Origin of the sequence: Aliivibrio sp. 1S128 (assembly GCF_001691065.1) — a bacterium.
Lineage (GTDB): Bacteria > Pseudomonadota > Gammaproteobacteria > Enterobacterales > Vibrionaceae > Aliivibrio.
Genome location: NZ_MAJV01000025.1, coordinates 123,773 through 147,083, shown reverse-complemented (window position 1 = coordinate 147,083; position 23,311 = coordinate 123,773). Strand labels below are relative to the sequence as shown.

Below are 23,311 nucleotides of genomic sequence, written 5' to 3'. Positions count from 1 at the left end.
GCAGAGGGCATCGAATTCCATCATTAGAATTCATTGCTTTCATAACAGTTAACTTAGGATATAAAAGGCTAAAAAAGTAATTAAAGCTGCCTTTTTTCATCAAGCTATCGCTGAAAGTTTTTCTCTTTCTATTTGCTTTAGAGACCAATGAACCATTTTAATGAATTCCTTTGGTTTACTAATGTAATAACCTTGAATGTAATCACAGCCCAATTCTTTAAGTTCACTAAACAATTCTTTATCTTCTACCCCTTCGGCAACAACGTTACATCCCAAGCTATGAGCAAGGTAAATAGTTGACGCTACAATCGCATAATCACTGTTACCAATAGCCATATTGCGAATAAAAGATTGATCAATTTTTATTTGATTAAATGATAGAACTCGAAGAAGAGACAATGAAGAGTAACCAGTACCAAAGTCATCAATACTGATATAAAAACCAAGTTCGGAGAGTTTTGATAGCATTAAATAAGCCGAATCAGCATCCGTCATTAATGCGCTTTCTGTTACTTCTAAAATCACATCAGATGGTAATAATTTTTGGTTGTGAACCAAAGTAAACAACTGGTCATAAAGATCATCATCATGAAGATCCAGCGTCGATACATTAATATGAACTTGTGGGTGTAAGTTCTCTCTCTTAAAACCGGCAATATCACGAGTGACCTGATTCACAACCCAGCGAGTTATCCCTTTGATATAATTATTATCTTCTGCAATTTTAATGAACTTATCAGGAGGGATCATCGTGCCATCTTCTTGAGGCCAACGTATCAGCGCTTCATAACCATGAATCGTTTTATCAATACTGTTTACTATTGGTTGGTAATACAATTCAAATTCATTATGAGGGATGGCATAAATTAATTTATTAAGAATATCCACTTCTTCATAAATAGATTTAGTATAAGTACTGCGGTAAAAATCAATAATTAACCCTAACTTTTTAGCTTTATAACAAGCGATATCTGCTTGCTTAATAACTTCATCAGTATTGGTTGCTTTTGATGTACAGATAACACAGCCCATAATGGGTTGAAGAAGAAAGTTTTTCTCATTCATTAAGATAGGCGATATCAACACATCGTGCATTTCTGTCGCAATCTCGGTAAGTTCATTTTTATTTGTTGCATAACTAATTATTATAATCTCACGGTTATCATGAAAAAAATCCAAATGCTTATTTTTTAAGGTTTTTTTTAACATCAATACGGCATGAGATATCACTTTAGTGAAGGTTTTATTTGTTGATGTATCAATTAATTTATTGTTGTTGTTAATTTTTATCTTAATAAAACTAAATGGGATCCCTGAACCTATTTTAGTAGATATGATTTTTTTATACGTAACACTCTTAATATTAGAGCTTAGAATCCCATAATTATTATTTATTTTTTTTATTAATAAAAAATGATTAAGTAAACGACTCATTACCAATAAACTCATAGCTAACGTTTGAGTCGCTATTGTTGTTACAACTAAAACTACGGTATCAGAACGGTCAATAAAACCATGATTTACAAAATAACCTTCGATGTATAGAAAAACACCAAGGTAAACAGAAAAAATAATTGATAAATATGTTTTTATATACTTAACATTATGTAATCCTATCCTATTAATCAGGAAAGCAGAATAAAGTAATGAAATAATATTAAACACAGTTAATACATTAAAAACTATATAAACATTCATATAGAGTACCTCAATGTTAAGACAGAAAAATTATCCTAATGCTGACTCTAAATTTAGATTATTACTTGAAAATATAGTGTTTAACTTAATCAATGTTTCTGACTGTATTTGCCTAACACGTTCTTTTGATAATTCCAGATCACGGCCTAACTCTTCAAGAGTTTGAATATTATGACCAAATAATCCATAACGATTAATAATAATTTGCTTTTCTCTTCCATGTAAAGAGTTAATCCAAGATGACAAATTTTCTTCTAAATTAACTTTAGATAGATACTCATCAGGATCCTTAGCGCGATCATTAATGCATAAATCAACCAGAATTGATGATTTATCCTCAATTAAAGCAGAGCGAAAGGTTGAAGAAGATGGCACTAATTCCATGATTCTATTAACTTTACCCGCCTCTTTTTTACAATATGAAGAAATATCGCTGATCGAGGGTTCCTTTTTAAGAGATTTCGTTAATTCACGAGCCGCTCTTAAGTAGACATTTAACTCTTTGGTTATATGAACTGGCAGACGTACCGTTCTTGAATGATTAAACAGAGCACTTTCAATCGATTCTTTTATCCACCAAACAGCATAAGTTGAAAAACGATATCCTAATTCAGGATCAAACTTATCAATCGCTTTTATCAATCCTAAATTACCTTCTTCAATAATATCAAGTGGTGATAAATCTGTTTGATTTCTGTTTCTGTATTTATTTGAAATTTTAACAACAAGGCGTAGGTTTGATTCAATCAATTTATTTCTAGATTTCATACATCCCATTTTATAAGATCGGCTATAGCTAACCTCCTCTTTTGCTGTAAGAAGTTGATATCTATTTATTTCTTTTAAATATAATGAATATGAATCTAACGTACTATTTACCGTGTTTTTTTTATCTTTACCTGAACTAATCATACAATATCCTTTACCTAGCAAACGTAATATTATTTATCTATCCATCTGTATATTCAGAGGTATAAATAAACTATGGTGCAAATACGTTTAATACACAATACTGTAACAATAATTTCACCTAGTAAATAAAGGTAATGGGAGTTCCGTCACGAATACTTGACACAAAATATCAAATTTAAGACGTCATGATATTGACACTGTTAAAAATATCCGTTAATGACAAATAAGGCAATAAAACACTTTTTATTTAAATAACCAGTTAAAATGTTAAATTTACTATAAATTCCATTATATTCACCTGCTTGTTATTGCAATAAATAGTAAACCACGCTGATTTACGTTATCCCCTCTTATTTAACTTCATTATTTATCATCCGTATTAATTGATGATTTTATCGTTAAACGCTACCAAGAGCCCTAAGTCCTACTTAACTTTCTTTTTATCTATGACTTTTAACTTATCGAAGGTATATCATTCTGATTTTATTTTGACTGAAACGTGTATTTACATCATGCATTGAAAAGTAGCATGATTCTCAATCATACCGACTCACAACTCGGATAAAAAATCAAAAAAGTACAATAAAATCAGCAATAAACTCACCTATATAGCAACAAAAAATTTCGTAATATCACACAAATGACTACTTTTTTTTGTTTAATATCCTATGCTTCCTAATATTAGGTCAGGACGAATGGCTTTTTCCAACAAGGATTGTTTTATGTCATTAATGAATAGGTTTTCTATCAAATTAAGGTTATTGACCTTAATTATTCTCCCTTTAATTGTCTTATTTTGTTTATCCGCAAAAGAGATACGTACACAATTTCATAATTTAAGTACTCTCAGTGCGATTAATGAACGATTGTTATTTAATGAGACCTTATCTAGTTACGCGACTGCCATGCATAACTTACGTTTAAACTCATTATATGAAAATAATAATGATGTTGAGAAATCCTCATCCAAAATAGCTTTAGAGCAATTACGCTCTCACATAAAGAAAAATGATCCCCCCGAACTGGACACTGCACTGAATGAACTAATAAAAATTAACTCTAAAATCAGTAATTTTTCTACTGATGATATAGAAGAGTGGTCAACTTCTGTATCTGATGTATTGAATACAATATACACACTAGAACATGCTGAGCAGCTACCATTCTCATCTAACGATATAAATAAAAAACAAAGGATAATCCTACAGCTCCAGTTACTCAATTATTGGGCTACACAAGAAAATTGGTATATAAATCTTGATGTGAACTCTGAAAAAACGCAGTATCACGACGAGTTATATTCTCTATTTTATCGTCAAGAACTGTACATTACCCAGTTCATATCTATGGATAAACACACCTCTAACATCGAACTTTTACTAAACACATTTACCAATGACAGCTTTACTAACAGCATGAAATTTCGCAACGATGTGATCAAAAACAAAGCAGCAAATTATTCAATAAGAGACATGAATTCAAGCATACAAGCACTTCACCATCGACTGCTATTAATCCAATCCGTAACCAAAGTACTGACTAATGAGCTGAAAATTAATCTACAAAATCAGCTACAGGTCAGTTACTACACGATTTTATTTTCTATCAGCGCCCTGTTGCTGTCTTTACTTGTTATGTCTTACCTTGGTATTTCATTATCAAAACGAATTAGTTCATACTTAACCACTGTCGTTCACTCGATGGCTTTAATTGAAAAGAATCATGATTTCACAACTAAAATTCATATTAGTGGCAATGATGAGCTGACTTTTTTCTCTAAAAAAATCAATGCATTAATATCAGAAAGAGCAAAAAATGAAGAAAGAATCATTGGCGAAAAAGAAGAAGCTGAACAAGCAAACTTAGCTAAAAGTACTTTCCTAGCCAATATGTCTCATGAAATAAGAACGCCCCTGAATAGTATTATTGGTATGTCGGGCATTTTATCAGAAACAAAACTGTCACCAATTCAATATGACTACCTCAATACAATAGAAACCTCTTCTCAAACGCTGTTAATTTTAATAAATGACATACTAGACATATCAAAGATCGAAGCGGGTAACTTAACTCTTCAGATTCACAGTTCCGATTTACGTGAGCTTATTTTTGACACCATATCCATCAGTCTCTCAAAAGCGACAGAAAAGAATCTTGATATTAATGTGGCTATATCTCCAGATTTACCTCGCTATTTAATGTTAGATGAGCACCGGATCAAACAAATATTAATGAATTTAACTTCCAACGCGATTAAGTTTACTCATCAGGGTCACATTACTATTACCGTTGATTTTATATCAACAAGCATGAATAAAGGGCGAGTCTCTATTTCAGTCTCAGATTCAGGTATAGGGATAAATAGCAAAGCACAAACAAAGATCTTTGAGCCGTTTATGCAAGAAGACAAATCTATTACACGTCAATATGGTGGAATAGGGTTAGGGTTAGCCATCACTCAGCAACTAATAAAACTAATGGGGAGTACATTAGAGGTCACTTCTGAAAAAAACAAAGGGAGCGATTTTTCTTTTTCAATTAATACTGACATTGTTCATGAAAACACATTACCCGCAACTGGATTAGATCGTACTTCAATTATTTTAGTTGGTAACAAGGCTAGTTTTGAAACGGCAATTCTAGAAGAATTAAAATATCAACACTTACTGAAATTCATCACTGTCGAATCTGTTGACGATATTATTTTGTTTGATAAAGAACAAGCCATCATCCTTTACTGCATTGATAACTGCGTGGATATGTGTTGTAAAAACAAACTATTAGCACTTCGTAAAACATACCAAAAAACATCTATTGTTTTAATTCAAAATCATCAAAATCGAGCCGCCCATTTTGAGTCAATCATTGATGGTTTAGTCACTTATCCTTTACTTGGTTGTCGCTTTACCAAAACATTAGCTCATTCTTTAGCTTTTCACTCAGAAAATATACCTATTACTTCTGTTCAACATCAACAAAATCCTATTTTCCAAACAGCAACTGATCATCGTCATTTAGAAAAAAAACCAACAACAGAACACATACTAATAGTTGAAGATAATCTTGTTAATCAGAAAGTAGCCTCTTTGTTTTTAAATAGTTCAGGATACACTTTTGATATCGCGAATAATGGCCAAGAAGCCATAGAAAAATTTAAAAAAAATGACATCTATAACTTAATCCTAATGGATTGCATGATGCCAATTAAAGATGGTTTTTCTGCAACTAAAGAAATCAGAGAAATAGAGAAGATACAAAACAGGAAGAAAATTCCTATAATTGCACTTACCGCAAGTGTTCTTGATCAGGATATTTCTAAATGCTATGAATCAGGAATGGATGACTATGTAGCCAAACCGTTCAAAAAAGAAATGTTATTAGAAAAAATAACAAGGATGAAATAATCTAACATTATGAATTTATTAAAAAACAGAGAGAATACAAAAAAAACGGACCAATTTAATATTTTAATTGTCGACGATTGTCGGGTATCGTCTTTGTCTCTATCTAAACTACTCATGCTGTTAGGTTTTAAATCAATAAGTTATGCGAAATCTTACCAACAAGCTCTTCAAATGTGTTCTAAAAAACACTACTCTTTGTTATTTATTGATTATCACTTAGAGCAAGTCTTAAATGGTTCAGAACTTTATGATTTATTAAGAGAAAAGGGATTTATCCAACCTTATACACGAGTTATCACTATCTCAGGGGATAATACAACACAAACAGTACTAAGCACCCTCTCAAAAGGCAATGGGGATTATCTTTGTAAACCCATCAGCCAATCGATACTTAGCTATAAAATGGCCGATGCTTATCAAGAGTTTCAGTTCTTTAAGTATCTCTATTTTTTAAAAAAAGAAGGTAATAATGCAGATATTCTTAAAGAAAAAACCATCTCTTTAGCCAAAAATAAAAATCTAAATGAATTAGATCTCTTTTTATTTGATCTCTTCATTTCTAACGATAAAGAAAACTTAATTAAGTTATGTGAACAGCCAGAATTTATTAACAGACGAAATTACATTCTCACAAAATTACAGCTAGAAGCGGAACTTGAACTCACTACGCCTAGTGAGTTGATTGATAAAACAGAATCTCTTTGCCGAAAACATCCTTTATTTGCCTCTGCTTTTGATTTTTTAAGTCAATTACAAATTAAACAATTGCGTTATGAAGACGCTTTGTTTTCAGCACATACAGCGTTAGATCTTACTCCTAGTGTACCTTCAAGATCACTACAAACAATGAAACTTGCATTAAGCTGTAATAACAAAGTTTATTTTCTTAAGTCTTCTCATTTACTTGCAAATCATTTGCCTATTGCAGACCAAAATTGGGGTTCTTATGTCGCGGAATGTTTCAGTTATTACGAAAGTTACATTCAAAATTGCCAATCGGAAAGTGATAAAAAGCAGTTACGTCTTGAGCAGAAAAATTTTGTTCGTCGTTCTGAGTACCGTTTAACTGATACACAAAAAATACAATTGAGTGTTCTATTTAGCTTTAGTGAATGTAAACAGCTAATAACAAACGGCGATATTATTAAAGCAAAGCAAATCACCTTAAAAGTCGTTCAACCTTTTTTTGATAATTTACATCAATTAAATTCAGTGGTTCTTATTGAATTGCTCTATTTATTATCATTTTTTGGAGAGCTATGGTTACTTGAAAGAGTCAGCTCTGTTATTAAAACGAAACATCGATTTAATGACTATTGCACAGATTACCTTAACATATTAAAGAATGACTCAGATCTAAAGGAGTCAATATTGTTATTGTCATACACTATCAATCAAATCGATAACCATCAGAATAAAGTTTTACCTGTTAATGAGTTAACAAATAACTTAGACCGTTATCAGAAAACCTTTGTTCAATTCCCATACTCTTCAGAAGTGATCATTGGCATCTTGGAGTATTATATCGCGTTGAGTATAGATAACCCGACAAAAATAAGCGCGATGGTATCTTTAATTAAAGATATGCCTTTATCTCAGAATCTAATGGATAGAAGAGACGTTGTCTTAAAAGCACTACATACACACGACAATTTTATTGAGGAAAAAAGTGCTACATCAGCAAACTCAACTCTAGTAAAGCATGTGATAACAAATGAACAGCGTCCATTTAAGACTCTTCCTACAAAATAATTAACAATTTACTCACTACTATAATGATACTCATTTTGCATTCATATTATCGAACTTAATATATCTAATTAACTTTCTTCTTTTCAAAAAGTTAACATTTTAAAATACGATCTTTCCTCTTTATTTACTCATCTCTATTTAACTTAATTTCACATAAGCTTCTTACTCTGCAAACTGCAATGCAAATTGAGAATGTCTTCAATAAAATCATTCGCAATGTAGTTATAAAACACATAACTACCTGAAATTTAAATGTTAATTTTTTTGGCACACTTACTGCTCTATTAAACTTATCAATACAACATTGATTTATTCTTAGGAGATAATTATGGAACTACATCAATTTGAAACAAATCATGAAGTACTCGTTTTATCAGTACAAGGGGACATGGATGCTATCGGCTGCCGAGATATCCAACCAACTATCGATGAAGTCATTGAACAAGAACATCGTCAAGTTCATATCGACTTAGCTCAAGTGGCGTTTTTAGACTCTTCAGGAATTGGCGCCATTGTTTATCTATACAAGCGATTAATTGAAAAGGAACGCACTATGCAAATTCAAAACGCGCATGGCCAACCTTTAGAGCTACTTAAACTACTTCGTATTGAAAATGCGATTCCTGTAAACAACATAACACATTAATTATTTCGCTTTAATGGATCGTCGAACACATGGAGAGGCACATCATGAACAAACAAAAATTGCTCATTCTAAGCGTTGGATTACTTTCTATTTCAGGTTGTACTTCGTTTGCCGAACCTGGTGAAGGTGGAGAAGCAGAAAATTATCCTCAAGCTGCATTTTCTCCCGTGATGCCAGACCAACCATTAGGCCCAGAACATGGATTACGTTTTGATTGGGAACTTGCCGCCCGCCACCTTGATATTCTTATTTTAGAAAAAGCAGAATGGTGCTTTCCTGCAACCGTTCATCAAGCAAAACAAAACGAAGCCCGTATTGCTCGTGAGTTAGAGGGAGGACTACAGCTAGATGCGGCTAATGACCTTATCATTCAACGAAATTTATTAACACGATTAGAGCGCCAACTGGATTATGTTAAAAGACAAGAAACTTGTCAGCCACCATCAGATTCAAATTCAGGGAATTCAGACATCGAGTTAGCACAAGAAATCTATGATCTCTTAAACCGAGACAATCAATTTGCTTTTAACTCTGCTGAATTAAATCCTAAGTATGTGGTGAACCTATCAGAGGCATCTCAATTACTGATTAAAAATAAAGATTTTAAATTACTCGTAACTGGCCATGCTGATGCGGTTGGTGAAGAGAATGGAAATCAAGAACTTGCACTTAAAAGGGCAAAACAAGTGAAGCGCTACTTGAGTATTTTTGGTCTTGAGCAAACCCGTATTCATGTTGATGCTGTTGGTTCAGACGACCCTTATTTTGAAGGGACAGAGCCTCACGTAAGATTAACCAATCGTCGAGTCACTATTGAATTATTAGAACTTGACCAACCTTTGCAACTTGAACAATAACAAAGGACAAAATCATGCGTATTATTCATATTTTATTCATCACCATTTTGTTCTCTTCTATCTCAATGGTGCACTCAAAAGACACGGAAAAAACCATTCGTGTTGGTGATGTCATCACCATCATGTTGCCAGGTGAAGAGTCTTTAAACAAAGATTTTCAAGTGGATAAACAAGGCCGAGTAATATTGCCAGAAATTGGACCTTTATTCGTTTCAGGAAAAACTGAAGCTCAGATGGTATCTAGTGTCACATTAAGTTTAAAAACCATATTACAAGATTTACGTAACCTGCAAGTCTTTGTAAGTAAGCGCCAACTTATCATCAATATTCAAGGTTATGTAAAACAACCTGGGGAATATACCTTATCAGATGGTGATTCTGTTCAACTGGCTCTTTATGCGGCTGGCGGCTTACGCTCTGGGGCTCAATTAAACCGCTTGCAACTCCGTCGTTCAGACAAAGTGACGACCTTTAATTACAAAGCGTTTTTAGACTCGGGTGATCAATCTTTACTTCCAAAACTTCAATCATTAGATACGTTATTTATCCCTGCATCGCCAATGGTTGGTAATATCGAACAAGAGTTTGATCCATCAAAATTATCCCAAGCCGGTGATGCAACTGATGGTAAAAAAGCGATTAAAGTCTTTGGTGAGGTAAACGCTCCAGGGACGTTCTCTTATAAATCAGGAACCAATCTTGTTGATGTATTAATGCGTGCTGGTGGGGTTACCCGTTACGCTGGTGTCGAACAAATTCGAGTTATCTCAAAAAACCAACCCGCCCTATTTAATCTAAAACGTTATTTAGATACCGGTGATGACAGTTTACTGCCCCCACTTGAAGTCGGGTCAACCATCTTTGTTCCAAAACAAGAAGAAGAAATCAAATCGGGCTCAAACATGGTCTATGTCATGGGTGAAGTAGCAAAACCTGGTGCGTTTGAAGGTAAAAAAGGCGCTACCTTTATGGATATCTTAGCGAACTCAGGTGGACCAACACGATTTGCGGAATCTCGTCAAATACGAATTATTAAAGCCAATGGTGCGGTAATTAATTTTGATTTATCCGGTTATACTGAAGGAACAAACTACCAACGCCCACCTGTAATTTCGGCTGGTGACGCGATTTTTGTTCCTGAAAAAACAGACATGAATGAAAAGTCGTGGTTAAAAATAGCGCCAAGTCGTGCTGTTCGAGTATTAGGTGAAGTACAACATCCAGGCCGTATTGAATGGTCAGATGAAATGTCATTTTTAGATTTATTAGCTCATGTCGGTGGTCCAACCCTTCGAGGTGACACAACTCGAATCGAAATCGTAACCCCTGACCGTGAAGGTAATAATCAAGTTTATACTTTTAATTTAGATTCATTTATTACCAAAGGAAAACCAGACTCTGCCCTGCCAACCATTAGAGCAGGGGCAACCATTCGAGTTCATGATTTGCCTCAAGATCCATCAGACAATAAAGCACAATGGGTTCGTCAAAGCTCAGACAGTTCAATCTACGTGTTTGGTCAAGTAAATGCCGCGGGGCGTTACCGTTTCACCAATGAAATGCATTTTCTAGATATTTTATCTGCTGCTGACGGTCCAACTCTGGATGCAGATATTCATAATATTCGAGTGACGCATCGTGATAAAACTTACTCAAAAGTAAGTAAGTTAAATCTAGCGCTTTATTTTGAAACAGGCGATGAATCCTTACTCCCTATTGTAAAAACAGGCGATACCATTTATATCCCAGAAAAAAACCGTATTTGGATTAATGAAAGCAAAGAAACGACCATTAGGGTACTTGGTGCGATCAACAAACCGGGACGCTACCGTTTCAATGACTCAATGACGTTATTGGATTTATTAGCAGAAGCGGGAGGCCCAAGTAATGTCGCTTATCTAGAGAAAATCAGTGTGGTAAATCACTCTCTAGATAAAGGGCGAGCAAGAACATTTGATCTTGTAGAGTTCAGTCGTACTGCTGATTTCAGAAGCCTTCCTGTATTAAGAGCCGGTGATACTATCTACATTCCCAATAAAGATGAAAGTACAATGGAACAAGTTCGAGTCGTAATGAAAGATGTTTTTCAAGTCGTAGCAACTATTGCATTAATAGGAGCCTTGTAATGAAAATACCATCATGCAACATGGAAATTGAACAAGTCTTTTTGCAATTAGAACAACAAGAATGTCGTTCATTGTGTATTACGTCAACCAATTCAGGAGAAGGGGTTACCTCTTTAGCCCAAGCATTGACTGAGCGACACTTATTGGCAGGTTATCGAACGCTTCTGGTTGATCTTAATTTATTAAACCCAAGTTTAACGGCTTTATCTTTTATACCAGAATCAACACTCAACCCGACATCTACCCCACATTATCTCGCTTTGACAGTGCAAGATAATATCGTCTTATCAGGGCTTCCTACACCAACCGATAAAGCCGACATTATGGAACTTCGTCAACCTAAAAACCTAAAAAAACAAATAGTTCAATGGCTTACTGAATTTGATAAGGTCATCATAGATTCGTCTTCACTATCTCAATTACACGCCGAAAGCATTCCCGCTCAAACCATTGCGGGCTCATGCGACGGAACCGTCGTCGTCGTACTATCAGGACAAACCCTAAAAGCCGAATTTCAAGCCGCAATAGAGTTATTAGAAAAAAACAAAGCAAATATCACCGGGTATGTTTTAAATGATAAATACAATCTAAGTTTAAAAAAGGAACTTTGTAGCAAGATTGAACGTTTGCACTTTTTACCTAAGCGCCTTTCTACTAAGTTAATTTCTATGATTCAACGTAATCGATTCTTATCAACAGTGGTGTAATGATGACTAACTCCGTTTTATTTTTTGAAGACACTCAACCAACATCATTGAACTCAGTCAGAGTATTACGTCAGTCATTATCTAAGATACTCGACCGTTTAGATATTCATCAAACGTTTAAACATCAGTGCTTACTTTGCTTTTCTGAATGGAGTACGAACCTTGTTCTTCATCCAAAACAAACCAGTAAAAACATCACCGTCGCCTTAAAGAAAACAACAAAGTATTGGCAATTAGACATCACTGACACGGGAGAGGTTTGGGACCCAACAAAACAGCACATCAATGCAAATATAAGCGACTTTAGTTTAAAATGTGGCGGTCGGGGTATCGATATCATTCAAAACCAAACTGATGAGGTTGTTTACACTTCTTCGCATCAAAATAATGTTCTGACTTTAAAATGGGATCGCACTACTTTTCAAAAAAAACATCATATATTGATTGTCGAAGACGACGCTACACTAAGGATCCTTTATCAAGCTTATCTTCAAAAAGAATTCACAATTACCACAAAAAATAACGGGGAAGAGGCGCTTGAATTTTTAAATCATGAAACGGTAGATTTGATCATATCCGATATTCAAATGCCCAAAATGAGTGGATTAGAACTAAGATCGCAACTGGAAAAAAAGGACACGTTTTTTACTCCTTTTATTTTCCTGTCGCGTTTACAAGATACACATACCTTACAAAATGCGAATCAACTTGGTATTGATGATTACTTAGATAAATCCATTCAGAAAGAACAATTATTGCTCTCTATACATCGTGTATTAGCTCGCTTTGAACAAGTATATAAATCTCTTTCTCAACGGGTAAATCAAAAAATAACAAATACATTACTGCCACATACTGAACTTAATTCCTCCCATTGGAAAATCGTATCCCAGCAACGTAATACCGGTCAGGGCGGAGGCGATTTTTTACTTTCTAAAACAGAAGGAGGGACATCACTATTATTACTTGCGGATGTCATGGGCCACGATGAAAGTGCCAAGTTTTTCGCTTACGCTTATGCTGGATACATCCGAGGTTTAATGCAAAATACAGATATCACTCAACCCGCACAATTGTTATCTCACCTCTCAAATAATGCATTTAAAGACCAACTGTTGTCACAAACCATGTTAACAAGTTGTTGTTTAAGTTTCATTTCTGGTGATACGATAAAGATCAGTAGCGCTGGACACCCTGCCCCTCTCCACATTTCATCAAAAGGGCTACAGACTATCGATATCCAAGGGACATTGCCGGGGTTATTACCACAAACAAAATATAAGGAAAAGCCCTTAACACTAAAGAAAGGTGAGCGTTTAGCTCTATTCACGGATGGACTATTTGAATCCGGTGATTCCATTTCAGAAAGAGAAACGCTAGAAACCGCATTAAAAGAAAACTTAGTATCAACGCTACATAAGCCAATCGAACAAGCTCTAGAAGACGTAATGAAGTGCTTTGATAAATTAGCAGGGACACCTCCTAATGATGATGCATTATTGCTTTTAATTGAACGCAAAAACTAATGAAATGGCACTTTAGAGATGAGAGGCAACTTATGAACACATATAAAAAAACAGCACCAAAAGCATGGGCCAGCATCATTACCTTTATTGTTCTTCTTATTTTAGCTATTCAATTTAGCTCAGGAGTCCTTCAACTAATATCGACAATCAGTATCGCTTTTTTTATCGGGGTGTTAGTCACTCGAGCTCAGTTTCAGCCTATTGATACCCCGATAAAAGATCAAAAAATCGCCTCATCTAAAGTCGACATAAAAAAAGAAAAAAAATCAGAACAAGATAATTATCATGTTGATGAAACCATTTCAGAATCGCCAACACTACAAATGCAAACGATGTCACAAAATGAAGAGAAAGAAGAAGACGATCCTTCTATGGTATTAATTGATGAAAAAATTATTCAGCAAATCATCAAAGATACCGACGCTAGTGTCATGCCCGAATTAATTAAGTTCTATCTTATCGAATCCAAAGAGCGTGTTGAAACCATTACAAATGCCGCCCATACTAAAGACTTGTATGTACTAGAATTTGAAGCCCATACGCTAGGAAGCAGCTCTCTCACTCTTGGTAATGCTGCCTTATCTGCCATTGCTCGCCAAATAGAATTACACTGTATTCAACACCAATTTGATGATGCTTTGGCCAAGGCCCGTTTATTACCAGACATCGCACAAGAGTCATTTTTAGCACTAGAGCAACGAAACGCTTTAGGCTTCACAAATTAAAATCAAAAAAACAGTACAATAAAAAACTGCTAGGTAAAACAGGACGTTGCTTATGCTACAAAAAGTACTTTTAGTTGAAGATTCAACCTCTTTGGCTATCCTCTACAAACAATATGTAAAGGATGAGCCTTATGAATTCTTTCATGTCACCACAGGAGAGCAAGCAAAAGCTTTCATGGAGAAGAATCCACCACAATTGGTGATTCTTGATTTAAAATTGCCTGATATGTCTGGGCAAGATGTTCTGGCATGGATGAAAGAAAAACAATTGCCATGTGCCGTCATCGTTGCAACTGCACACGGAACAATTAATATCGCCGTCAATTTATTACAAAGCGGTGCTGATGATTTCATTGAAAAACCCATCCAAGCTAATCGCTTAAAAGCCTCTATCGCTAATCATTTAAAACGTAATAAATTAGAAGGGTTAGTCGAAGATCTACAGAACACCTTTAACCGTAAAAAATATCAAGGGTTTATTGGCTCAAGCCTACCAATGCAAGCGGTATACAAAACCATTGATGCTGTAGCTCCAACCACGGCTAGCGTGTTCATTTATGGTGAAAGTGGTACTGGTAAAGAAGTCTGTGCAGAAGCCATTCATTATCAAAGCCAACGCAACAACAAAGCTTTTGTCGCAATAAACTGTGGTGCCATCCCTAGAGACTTAATGGAAAGTGAAATATTTGGTCACATAAAAGGGGCGTTTACAGGGGCAACAACCGATCGTAAAGGCGCGGCAATGATGGCTAACGGTGGCACGTTATTTCTCGATGAGTTATGCGAAATGGAATTGGAAATGCAGAAAAAATTACTGCGATTTCTACAAACGGGACGCTTTACTCCATTAGGTGGAAGTAAAGAACTCAGTACAAACATTCGTATTATTTGTGCGACTAACCGAGATCCTCTTACCGAGGTAAACGAAGGTCGCTTTAGAGAAGATCTCTATTATCGAGTTCATGTCGTTCCTATTCAAATGCCACCACTGCGAGATCGTGGCACTGATATTATTGATATTGCGTCTTTCTTCTTAAAGAAATACGCAAAAGAAGACAAAAAGAAATTCAAAGCCATGTCTCGTGAAGTTGAATTAAGACTGTGTAATTACGCATGGCCAGGAAACGTTCGCCAACTGCAAAATATTATCAGAAACGTCGTGGTTCTTCATAATGAAACTCATGTGGCAATAGAGCATCTACCACCACCATTAAATCAACCGTTAGCCTCTCCTATTGTAAAACCAATGGCATCACGAGAAGCTCCAACACAAGTATATAAAGAGGCCGAGGCGGTAGCCCAACCAATAACTGAACCTACTCAGGCGCATCATCAAGACGTTAACACCAGTACGATTCGCCCTATGGCTGATATTGAAAGAGAAGTCATTCAAAATGCCATTGACCATTGCGATGGAAATGTTCTCAATGCTGCGGTATTGCTAGAACTAAGCCCATCAACCCTGTATCGAAAAAAACAGGCATGGGAAGCGTATGAAGAGTCAGATTCATAAAAAAAACACTGATATTTGGTTATTATTAGACAGCCAAGATGTGGGAGGCATTGAATCCCACATCTTGCAACTTGCACAAGGACTAAGATCATTCCAACGTTCGGTTCGAGTTATTTTTCTGCGTCAATACGAACACACGCACCCTCTGATCAGTTTGTTAAACGACGCTAATATTCCTTATCGCTTTTTAAATGGATCATTACGTGATTTATTTCGTTATGCTCGTCACCACTCCCCTTCTGTAATCCATTCTCACGGTTACAAAGCGGCGATATACTCGCGGTTACTGCGTTTATCTTTACTTACCTCCCATCAAAAAATACGCTTTATTAATACGTTTCATGCCGGGGAAGTGAGTAAAGGTAAATTGGCAATTTATGATTTTCTAGACCGCTGGACCGCCCTATTAAGTCATCACAACTTTTCTGTCAGTGAAAACATTAATCTGCGTATACCAAGTAACACAACGGTATTAAATAATTTCATATCAACAAAAAATCTCTCTTTGTCTCAAGGAACCAATATTGCTTTTGTGGGGCGATTAAGCCATGAAAAAGCGCCGGACCGATTCATTCAATTAGCCGAACAGCACCCAAAGCATCAATTTCATGTTTATGGTTCCGGCCCTATGGAAAAAGACATAAATCAACAAGCACCAACCAATGTGATGTGTCATGGCCATCAAAATTCAATGAATACTATCTGGCAAGACATTGGATTATTAATTATTTGCTCTCGCTATGAAGGCTTACCGATGACAGCCCTAGAGGCAATGGGAAGAGGGATCCCTGTTATTTCAACTCCTGTCGGTAATTTGAAAAAATTAATAACACACGGAGAAAATGGTTGGATAACTGCACCAGAACAGCTTTCTCACTGTTTATCAAACTGGTTTATACTCCCTCACTTACAAAAAGAATCAATACAACAGAGCGCACAGCAAACCATTAAAAAACACTTTTCTAGCGATGCGATTATCCCAATACTATTAAGTGTCTATCAGGTATAAGCCCCTATCAATGTATATTTCATTTCTAACGATTGTGCTTGTTTTAAATAGAAAATGATTCTCAATTTGAGAAAACGCAGTAGATATAAATTATAAATCGTTTAAAATCAAAAAGATAAAAGACATTACAATCTGGCACTTTCTTTGCTCTATCTCTATATGTTCAAGAGTAAAGTAAGGGAGGTGGCTCATGTCAAACAACATAAAAAAAACGTTACTGTTTATACATTATGAGAATGGTTGGAATCGTAGTTCTGAGATCTGTCTAATCAACCTCATCAAAAATATTAACCACCAAAAATATAACTGTATTTTATGGTGCAACCAACAATACCTTGCAGATAAAATACAGAAGCAAATCATTGCAAGCTATATCACACCGTTTACGGTATTACTTGGTTGGCAATCTCCCCGTTTTTCTCTTTCTAATTGGCATGAGTTTTATCAGCAGGGTAAAGATATTATACACCGACATCATGTTGATTTAATCCATTGTAACAGTGCCGTCCCCTGTCAATGGATGAACCTAGTCGCTCGTCATACTCATACTCCACTTGTGACCCACTTACATGCCCAATATTCATTACGAGATCGCTTAAGCTTAGGCCTTCATTTTAGCCCTAAATTAATCACGGTCAGTGACGCTGTTGGTCAAAACTTATTACTTGATGGCTATAAAGAGAGAAATATAACAATAGTTCCAAATGGGATAAATACAAAGAAGCTAAACGCTCAAAAATCCACGTTATTAAGAGAACAATTAAACATTGATAAAAGCGCTTTTGTCTTGGCTACGTCAGGCTCACTGATTTATAGAAAAGGCATTGATTTAATTATAGAAAGCTTACATAAACTCGATGCAACCTCACTTAACTTGCATCTGGTAATTATTGGAGATGGAGAAGAAAAAACCAATCTAGAATCCCAAGTTGAGCAGTTAAAATTAACAAATAATGTTCATTTTTTAGGTGAACAATGCAATGTTGTTGGACTATTAAAAAGTGATATCAATGCTTATATCAATGGCGCTAGAGACGAAGCGTTTGGATTAGCTTTAGTTGAAGCGTCTCTTGCTCAGTTGCCTGTTATTGCTCCTATGGTTGGAGGGATCCCAGAAGTCATCTCTCATTATGAAACCGGCCTATTAACCCAAGTAAATGACAGTGATTCTTTTGCCAAAGCCATCATGGTATTGATGAATAATCCATACTTGGCTAATCGAATGGGACGAAGAGGTAAAGAAACCGTATACCGTCACTTTACTCTGTCTCACTACACTCAACAATTTGAGCATATTTATGAAAAGCAACTCAGTACAACAACCAAATCAAGGTATTCAAGACCATTTTGGCAAACGATCCAACCTCTTTTATCCAATGCCTTCGACCTGTTTTTTAAAAATAATGAGATAAAATAATGGTAACCAACGACACACCACTTCAATCGAAAACTCTTCAATGGTTTACCGCTATTGCCTGCTCTCTATGCGCAGGGATTTTGTGGCGCTTGTTCCCTCACCCTGCTTTGATTGTGGTACTTGGTATCTTACCTCTGGCCGTTTTTTATACCCTAAATCGCCCATTTTTAATGGTGTTGTTATTTGTTATTTTCTCTTTCTTTCGAATTCACGAAGTCTTCCCTCAGATTTATAATTTAAAAATACCTTTATTGCTCTCTCTTGCTTCTTTGGTAGCACTTAGCTGGCAAGTGATTATCACTAAACAAATTAAATTTTTTTGGTGTAAAGAGTTCACTTTGCTTACTTGTTTTATGGTGTTAATTGTCATCGGAATTATATTTGCAAGTAATCGTCCAATTGCCATTGAATACTTTAAAGGCATCTATTGGAAAATCATATTAATGACATTTGCCATTGCAATATTAGTACGAAGTCCTCAACAACTGTCATTTACATTAAAAGCCATTACCATTGCTGGCGTATTGGTTGGGATAGTTGCCATTCAAAATAAACTAGGGGGCATTGGGTTAGTGGAAGGAACGCGAGTCACTATCGGACGAGAATTTGGTTCTATGCTTGGTGACCCTAATGATCTTGCCTTAGTACTGATGTTCCCTATCTCTTTTGCAGTTGGCTTACTCGTTACCCATCAATTGCCTTGGCATCAACGAATGATTGGGGTTATTTCTATTCCTATTTTATTTTGGGCAGTCATGGCCACTCAAAGTCGGGGGGGATTATTAGGTATGATTGCTGTATTTGGCATTTATGGATTACAACGAATTAAATCTAAAACCCTTTTATTGTCTATTGCGTTTATTGCGGGATCAATCTTATTTATTATGGCCGGCATTTCAGACAGGTCGTCAGGTGGAGCAGCAGAAGCTGGTATTGATGAATCAGCCATGGGGCGCTTATACGCTTGGGAAGCGGCAGTTAAAATGGCTCTCGCACACCCGTTAACCGGCGTTGGCTTAGATAATTTTTACGCCAACTATTTTTATTACAGCCCTCATTGGGATGGGTTAAACCATGCCGTTCACAGTACATGGTTTGGGGTATTAGCAGAAACAGGGGTTCTCGGATTCATTATTTTTATTAGCTTGATTATCGTACTCATTAGAAATGCTCATAAAACCCTAAAAGCGGTTAAAGCGGTGCAAAATGAAATTGACCCTGCAATTTATACGTGCGCTCAAGCAGTATTTGCAGGCCTCATCGGTACCATTGTCTCTGGTACTTTTTTAACACAAGGGTTTAATTGGCCCATTTATATTTTAGCCGCGTTAGTTATTGCGGTAAGTAAGATAAGTGAGCAAGCACTCAATGAATTAACTCACTAATTTACATCACTTATTCCTCCTCAAATAGATTCTCAAAATGAGAATTTTAATTATCCATAAAAACAACCAAAACTATCTCATTGAAAATAAAGTAAAAAATAACTGGCACAATCCGTGAAGTATTCCTTGTATGCGTTATAAATAAAGGAATTTACACATGAATACTTTATCTGTTTATCGATTCAAACAATGGCTAAAAGAGGGGGACACTCCGTTAGCCTCTCGCCTATTTCGTATTGCGAAATTCATACGTCATTTTGAATTACCAACCCCCCGTCTACTAAATAAATTCTTCTATGGATTGCATAAAACGCTCACAACCCAATGGCAGGCGATAGTTCATCTTTTTTTCTACCTTCCCGCTTTTAAAGGGCGATTAAATTCATACGGAAAGCGTACGTTATTATATGGGGGGATCCCTTTCTTTAGTGGCCCTCTGATAATGAATATTGGAGACGATTGTCGTATATCAGGACAAACGACCTTTAGTGGCCGCACTAACTCAACTAATCCAACCCTTAATATTGGCAACAATGTCGATATCTGTTGGCAAACAACCATCGCTGTCGGTAATAACGTGATCATTAATGACAATGTTCGCATTGCTGGGCAGGGTTTTCTGTGCGGTTACCCAGGGCACCCTATTGACCCAATAGAACGCGCATTAGGTAAAGCCGATCTAGACATACAAGTGGGCGATATTATTTTAGAGAAAGACGTATGGCTTGGATCTCGCGTTAGTATTATCGGTAATGTCACCGTAGGGGAAGGCACAATTGTCGCATCTGGTAGCGTCGTAACCAAAAGCTTACCGCCGTTTGTCTTGGCCGGAGGTAACCCAGCAAAAGTGATCAAAAAATTAAAAATAGAACATTCAAAAGCAATCAAAGAGGACATTAGTTATGAAGCATGATCTGATTGTTTTTGGCGAAGATTGGGGCGGTTTACCATCTAGTACTCAACATTTAATAAAGCAACTAGCACTGACTAGAAAAATACTATGGGTCAATTCTATTGGGTTACGTCAGCCAAACTGGTCATTACATGACATTAAACGAGCTTGGAAAAAACTAACACAACCTAAAACAGAAGATATTGAGGCGACAACCACATATAGCCCCTTTCAAACGGTGAATCTAAAAACGATTCCAGCCCCAAAAGGACGCTTTACTCGATGGCTGGCAAAAAAATTAATCGTAAAACAATTAAAACCGCTCATGAAAAAAGCAGGATTAAAAAATCCGGTTCTATGGACGTCTTTACCAACCGTTGCTGATATTTGTGGCAGTTTAGGTGAATCAAGCGTCATTTATTATTGTGGGGATGATTTTGGTGCCTTAGCAGGAGTAGACCACGATATTGTGCTTGAGCATGAAAAAAAATTAGTAAAAAAAGCAGATATCATTTTGGCTGCCAGCCCTATTTTGTGTGAGAAATTCCCAAAAAATAAAGTAAAATATTTACCTCACGGAGTTGATTTTATTCTATTTAATCAATCTGTTTATAGAGCAAAAGATTTACCCAATGATGGCCGACCTATTGCTGGGTTTTATGGCAGCCTATCGAAGTGGCTCGATTATGATTTACTTAATCACGTCATTAAAACTAACCCTTATTGGCACTTTGTTTTTATTGGTCAAAATGAACTGCCTTATAACCCTCTCGTTGCGCGAGACAATGTTCATATACTTGGTTCAAAACCACATCATTTACTGCCGCGTTATAGCCAGCATTGGCAAGTAAGCTTATTACCTTTTGTCAAAAATGAACAAATAAGAGCCTGTAACCCTTTAAAGCTACTTGAATATCTAGCAACAGGAACGCCAATCATTAGCACCGATTTTCCGGCCCTGAAGCCTTATAAATCAGCAATTCACACTGTAAATTCAGTCAATGAATTTAACGCGAGTTTAAATGCGATTCAAAAAAATTGGTTTTCTCCCAATAAATTAGAACGCCATAAACAAATACAAAAGCAAACGAGATTAATTAAAGCACATACATGGCAAGCCAAAGCAAAGCAACTTGATGCTTGGTTGGAGGCACTATGATTACGTTAAGCCGACGCATTTTTATTATTCTAGAATCCGCGTGGCGCAGGCGCTACCTCATTATGATCCCTGTTTTAATGATGCCAATAATAGGGTTCACGATAGCTAAATTAGCGCCTAAACATTACGATTCTCACACGAGTATGTTAATTCAAGAAACAGCAAAAATGAATCCATTTTTGGAAGATTTAGCTGTCTCTACCATGCTAAAAGAACGTTTAAGTTCATTACAAACCTTGCTACACAGTCGACATATCTTAGGTTTAGTTGCCAAAGAAAGAGGGTATGTACATGAATCAATGTCACCTCAAGCGATTGATAATGCGGTTGCCCATTTATCACAAAATCTATCCGTCACAATGGCAGGTAAAGATCTTATTCGTATCGATTATAGTTCAACAAAACAAGAGGGCATGAAAGACACCTTAGAAGCCGTCAGTCGACATTTTACAGAGCAATTACTTGCACCAGAACGGTCTTCAATGAAAGACTCAAGCCAATTTTTAGCGGAAAATATCGATTTTCGTCGCGAAGATCTGGATATTGCAGAAGAGAAGCTAGCTCAATTTAAAAGCAGAGAAAATACCACTCTTCCAGAAATGCAGATCACCAGTTTGGATCGATTAACCAAACTAAAACAACGTTTATACGAACGTCAAGCCGAACTTGCGGGCGCAAAAAAACGCTTAGGTTCTATTGATTTACAGTTATCAAAAACCAATCCAGTCATCGGTAAAATAGAAGAACAAATCATTCGAATTCGTGGCGAGCTTACCTTGTTGCAAGCGAGATACACCCCTCAACACAGTAAGGTGCAAGGAAAATTAAGAAACCTAAACCGCTTAGAAGAAGAACGAAGTCGTCTATTGTCTCAAACTCAGCCGAGTATAAGCAGTGAGCAATTGTGGGACATTGCAAGCAGTAATAGCGTAGAGGATTTAGCTAAAGCCCCTCCTATTTTACTTTCTCAGCTTGAAGAGCTGCAAAAAGCGACCGGTAAAGTCGATGCACTAACCGAAGAAACGAATGTTTTAGAAAGTATGATCAACGACCTTGAGATACAAGCAACAAGCTTCGGTAAAGATGAGAAAGAACTGTACCAACTGCAACGAAATTTAGCACTAAAACGTCAATTGTATACAGAGCTTGTTGAGCGATTTGAAATGGCTAAATTAACAAGCTCGCTAGGTGTGTTTGAACAAGATAAACGAATAAAAATAATTGATAGACCTTATACCCCAAACAGTCCGTCCAATTTACCTAATTTCCTCTTTATCATTGCGGGTCTTATTGGTGGATTAGCCTTAGGTATTGGACTCGCCACCATAGCTGAATTATGCGATACCACGATACGAAGAAAAGATGAAATTGCAGAACTAAGCTCAGCGCCAATATTAAGCCGTATACCGAAACAACCAATTAACTCTTTCTATCAAGATAATAAACCAATGAACCACGGTCATGCGACGCCACAATTATTTGATCATCATTCGTAATATTGTGAATTGCTAATTTCATTCTCATTTTGAGAAAACAGAAAACAAAATACATAAGAAATTGATTTTAAAGTAAATTAATTATGG

17 protein-coding genes are annotated in these 23,311 nt (G+C 36.0%); 15 read left to right on the top strand and 2 right to left on the bottom strand.

The window, feature by feature from the left end; translation table 11 throughout:
• Positions 1–99 precede the first annotated feature (99 nt).
• Positions 100–1,698, bottom strand: coding sequence for a GGDEF domain-containing phosphodiesterase (locus A6E03_RS05050; protein WP_065600305.1), 1,599 nt, complete (start codon positions 1,696–1,698; stop codon positions 100–102).
• A 30-nt stretch (positions 1,699–1,728) separates the two neighbouring features.
• On the bottom strand, positions 1,729–2,610 hold the full coding sequence (locus A6E03_RS05045) for a sigma-70 family RNA polymerase sigma factor (RefSeq protein ID WP_065600304.1): 882 nt from the start codon (positions 2,608–2,610) through the stop codon (positions 1,729–1,731).
• Positions 2,611–3,332: 722 nt separating this feature from the next.
• Here A6E03_RS05045 and A6E03_RS05040 point away from each other — a divergent pair.
• The 15 genes from A6E03_RS05040 (at position 3,333) to A6E03_RS04970 (ending at position 23,224) form a co-directional block, all read left to right on the top strand.
• On the top strand, positions 3,333–6,014 hold the full coding sequence (locus A6E03_RS05040) for an ATP-binding protein (protein WP_065600303.1): 2,682 nt from the start codon (positions 3,333–3,335) through the stop codon (positions 6,012–6,014).
• A 9-nt stretch (positions 6,015–6,023) separates the two neighbouring features.
• The gene (locus tag A6E03_RS05035) at positions 6,024–7,766 is read left to right on the top strand and encodes a response regulator (protein WP_065600302.1); all 1,743 of its coding nucleotides are present in this window, start codon (positions 6,024–6,026) and stop codon (positions 7,764–7,766) included.
• 328 nt (positions 7,767–8,094) lie between these two features.
• Positions 8,095–8,412 carry an STAS domain-containing protein gene (locus A6E03_RS05030; RefSeq protein ID WP_065591951.1) on the top strand — a complete coding sequence of 106 codons (318 nt, stop codon included), beginning with the start codon at positions 8,095–8,097 and terminating at the stop codon, positions 8,410–8,412.
• 29 nt (positions 8,413–8,441) lie between these two features.
• Complete coding sequence (locus A6E03_RS05025) at positions 8,442–9,269, top strand: OmpA family protein (protein WP_065591952.1); 828 nt, start codon at positions 8,442–8,444, stop codon at positions 9,267–9,269.
• Between the two features lie 14 nt (positions 9,270–9,283).
• Positions 9,284–11,395 (top strand): SLBB domain-containing protein, encoded by a 2,112-nt coding sequence (locus A6E03_RS05020; protein WP_065591953.1) that lies wholly within the window; start codon positions 9,284–9,286, stop codon positions 11,393–11,395.
• Positions 11,395–12,102 (top strand): CpsD/CapB family tyrosine-protein kinase, encoded by a 708-nt coding sequence (locus A6E03_RS05015; RefSeq protein ID WP_065600301.1) that lies wholly within the window; start codon positions 11,395–11,397, stop codon positions 12,100–12,102. The genes A6E03_RS05020 and A6E03_RS05015 overlap by 1 nt, the downstream gene beginning before the upstream one ends.
• Before the next feature lie 2 nt (positions 12,103–12,104).
• Positions 12,105–13,628: a SpoIIE family protein phosphatase gene (locus A6E03_RS05010; protein WP_065591955.1), complete on the top strand. Its 1,524-nt coding sequence runs from the start codon at positions 12,105–12,107 to the stop codon at positions 13,626–13,628.
• Between the two features lie 32 nt (positions 13,629–13,660).
• Entirely contained in the window at positions 13,661–14,353 is a 693-nt protein-coding gene (locus tag A6E03_RS19780; protein WP_255310583.1) for an Hpt domain-containing protein, read from the top strand.
• A gap of 52 nt (positions 14,354–14,405) precedes the next feature.
• Positions 14,406–15,866 (top strand): sigma-54 dependent transcriptional regulator, encoded by a 1,461-nt coding sequence (locus A6E03_RS05000; protein WP_065591956.1) that lies wholly within the window; start codon positions 14,406–14,408, stop codon positions 15,864–15,866.
• Positions 15,847–16,875 (top strand): glycosyltransferase family 4 protein, encoded by a 1,029-nt coding sequence (locus A6E03_RS04995; protein ID WP_065600300.1) that lies wholly within the window; start codon positions 15,847–15,849, stop codon positions 16,873–16,875. The genes A6E03_RS05000 and A6E03_RS04995 overlap by 20 nt, the downstream gene beginning before the upstream one ends.
• Before the next feature lie 190 nt (positions 16,876–17,065).
• Entirely contained in the window at positions 17,066–18,292 is a 1,227-nt protein-coding gene (locus tag A6E03_RS04990; protein WP_065591958.1) for a glycosyltransferase family 4 protein, read from the top strand.
• Positions 18,292–19,677, top strand: a complete 1,386-nt coding sequence (locus A6E03_RS04985; RefSeq protein ID WP_065600299.1) for an O-antigen ligase — start codon at positions 18,292–18,294, stop codon at positions 19,675–19,677. Before A6E03_RS04990 ends, A6E03_RS04985 begins: the two co-directional genes overlap by 1 nt.
• A gap of 157 nt (positions 19,678–19,834) precedes the next feature.
• Positions 19,835–20,590 (top strand): acyltransferase, encoded by a 756-nt coding sequence (locus tag A6E03_RS04980; RefSeq protein ID WP_065600298.1) that lies wholly within the window; start codon positions 19,835–19,837, stop codon positions 20,588–20,590.
• Complete coding sequence (locus A6E03_RS04975) at positions 20,580–21,728, top strand: glycosyltransferase (protein ID WP_065600297.1); 1,149 nt, start codon at positions 20,580–20,582, stop codon at positions 21,726–21,728. Before A6E03_RS04980 ends, A6E03_RS04975 begins: the two co-directional genes overlap by 11 nt.
• Complete coding sequence (locus tag A6E03_RS04970) at positions 21,725–23,224, top strand: chain-length determining protein (protein ID WP_065600296.1); 1,500 nt, start codon at positions 21,725–21,727, stop codon at positions 23,222–23,224. The genes A6E03_RS04975 and A6E03_RS04970 overlap by 4 nt, the downstream gene beginning before the upstream one ends.
• Positions 23,225–23,311 lie beyond the last annotated feature (87 nt).

Coding starts and splice junctions, on each gene's coding strand:
- A6E03_RS05050 (WP_065600305.1), bottom strand. CDS start 1,698: ATGAATGTTTATATAGTTTTTAATGTATTAACTGTGTTTAATATTATT.
- A6E03_RS05045 (WP_065600304.1), bottom strand. CDS start 2,610: ATGATTAGTTCAGGTAAAGATAAAAAAAACACGGTAAATAGTACGTTA.
- A6E03_RS05040 (WP_065600303.1), top strand. CDS start 3,333: ATGTCATTAATGAATAGGTTTTCTATCAAATTAAGGTTATTGACCTTA.
- A6E03_RS05035 (WP_065600302.1), top strand. CDS start 6,024: ATGAATTTATTAAAAAACAGAGAGAATACAAAAAAAACGGACCAATTT.
- A6E03_RS05030 (WP_065591951.1), top strand. CDS start 8,095: ATGGAACTACATCAATTTGAAACAAATCATGAAGTACTCGTTTTATCA.
- A6E03_RS05025 (WP_065591952.1), top strand. CDS start 8,442: ATGGAGAGGCACATCATGAACAAACAAAAATTGCTCATTCTAAGCGTT.
- A6E03_RS05020 (WP_065591953.1), top strand. CDS start 9,284: ATGCGTATTATTCATATTTTATTCATCACCATTTTGTTCTCTTCTATC.
- A6E03_RS05015 (WP_065600301.1), top strand. CDS start 11,395: ATGAAAATACCATCATGCAACATGGAAATTGAACAAGTCTTTTTGCAA.
- A6E03_RS05010 (WP_065591955.1), top strand. CDS start 12,105: ATGACTAACTCCGTTTTATTTTTTGAAGACACTCAACCAACATCATTG.
- A6E03_RS19780 (WP_255310583.1), top strand. CDS start 13,661: ATGAACACATATAAAAAAACAGCACCAAAAGCATGGGCCAGCATCATT.
- A6E03_RS05000 (WP_065591956.1), top strand. CDS start 14,406: ATGCTACAAAAAGTACTTTTAGTTGAAGATTCAACCTCTTTGGCTATC.
- A6E03_RS04995 (WP_065600300.1), top strand. CDS start 15,847: ATGAAGAGTCAGATTCATAAAAAAAACACTGATATTTGGTTATTATTA.
- A6E03_RS04990 (WP_065591958.1), top strand. CDS start 17,066: ATGTCAAACAACATAAAAAAAACGTTACTGTTTATACATTATGAGAAT.
- A6E03_RS04985 (WP_065600299.1), top strand. CDS start 18,292: ATGGTAACCAACGACACACCACTTCAATCGAAAACTCTTCAATGGTTT.
- A6E03_RS04980 (WP_065600298.1), top strand. CDS start 19,835: ATGAATACTTTATCTGTTTATCGATTCAAACAATGGCTAAAAGAGGGG.
- A6E03_RS04975 (WP_065600297.1), top strand. CDS start 20,580: ATGAAGCATGATCTGATTGTTTTTGGCGAAGATTGGGGCGGTTTACCA.
- A6E03_RS04970 (WP_065600296.1), top strand. CDS start 21,725: ATGATTACGTTAAGCCGACGCATTTTTATTATTCTAGAATCCGCGTGG.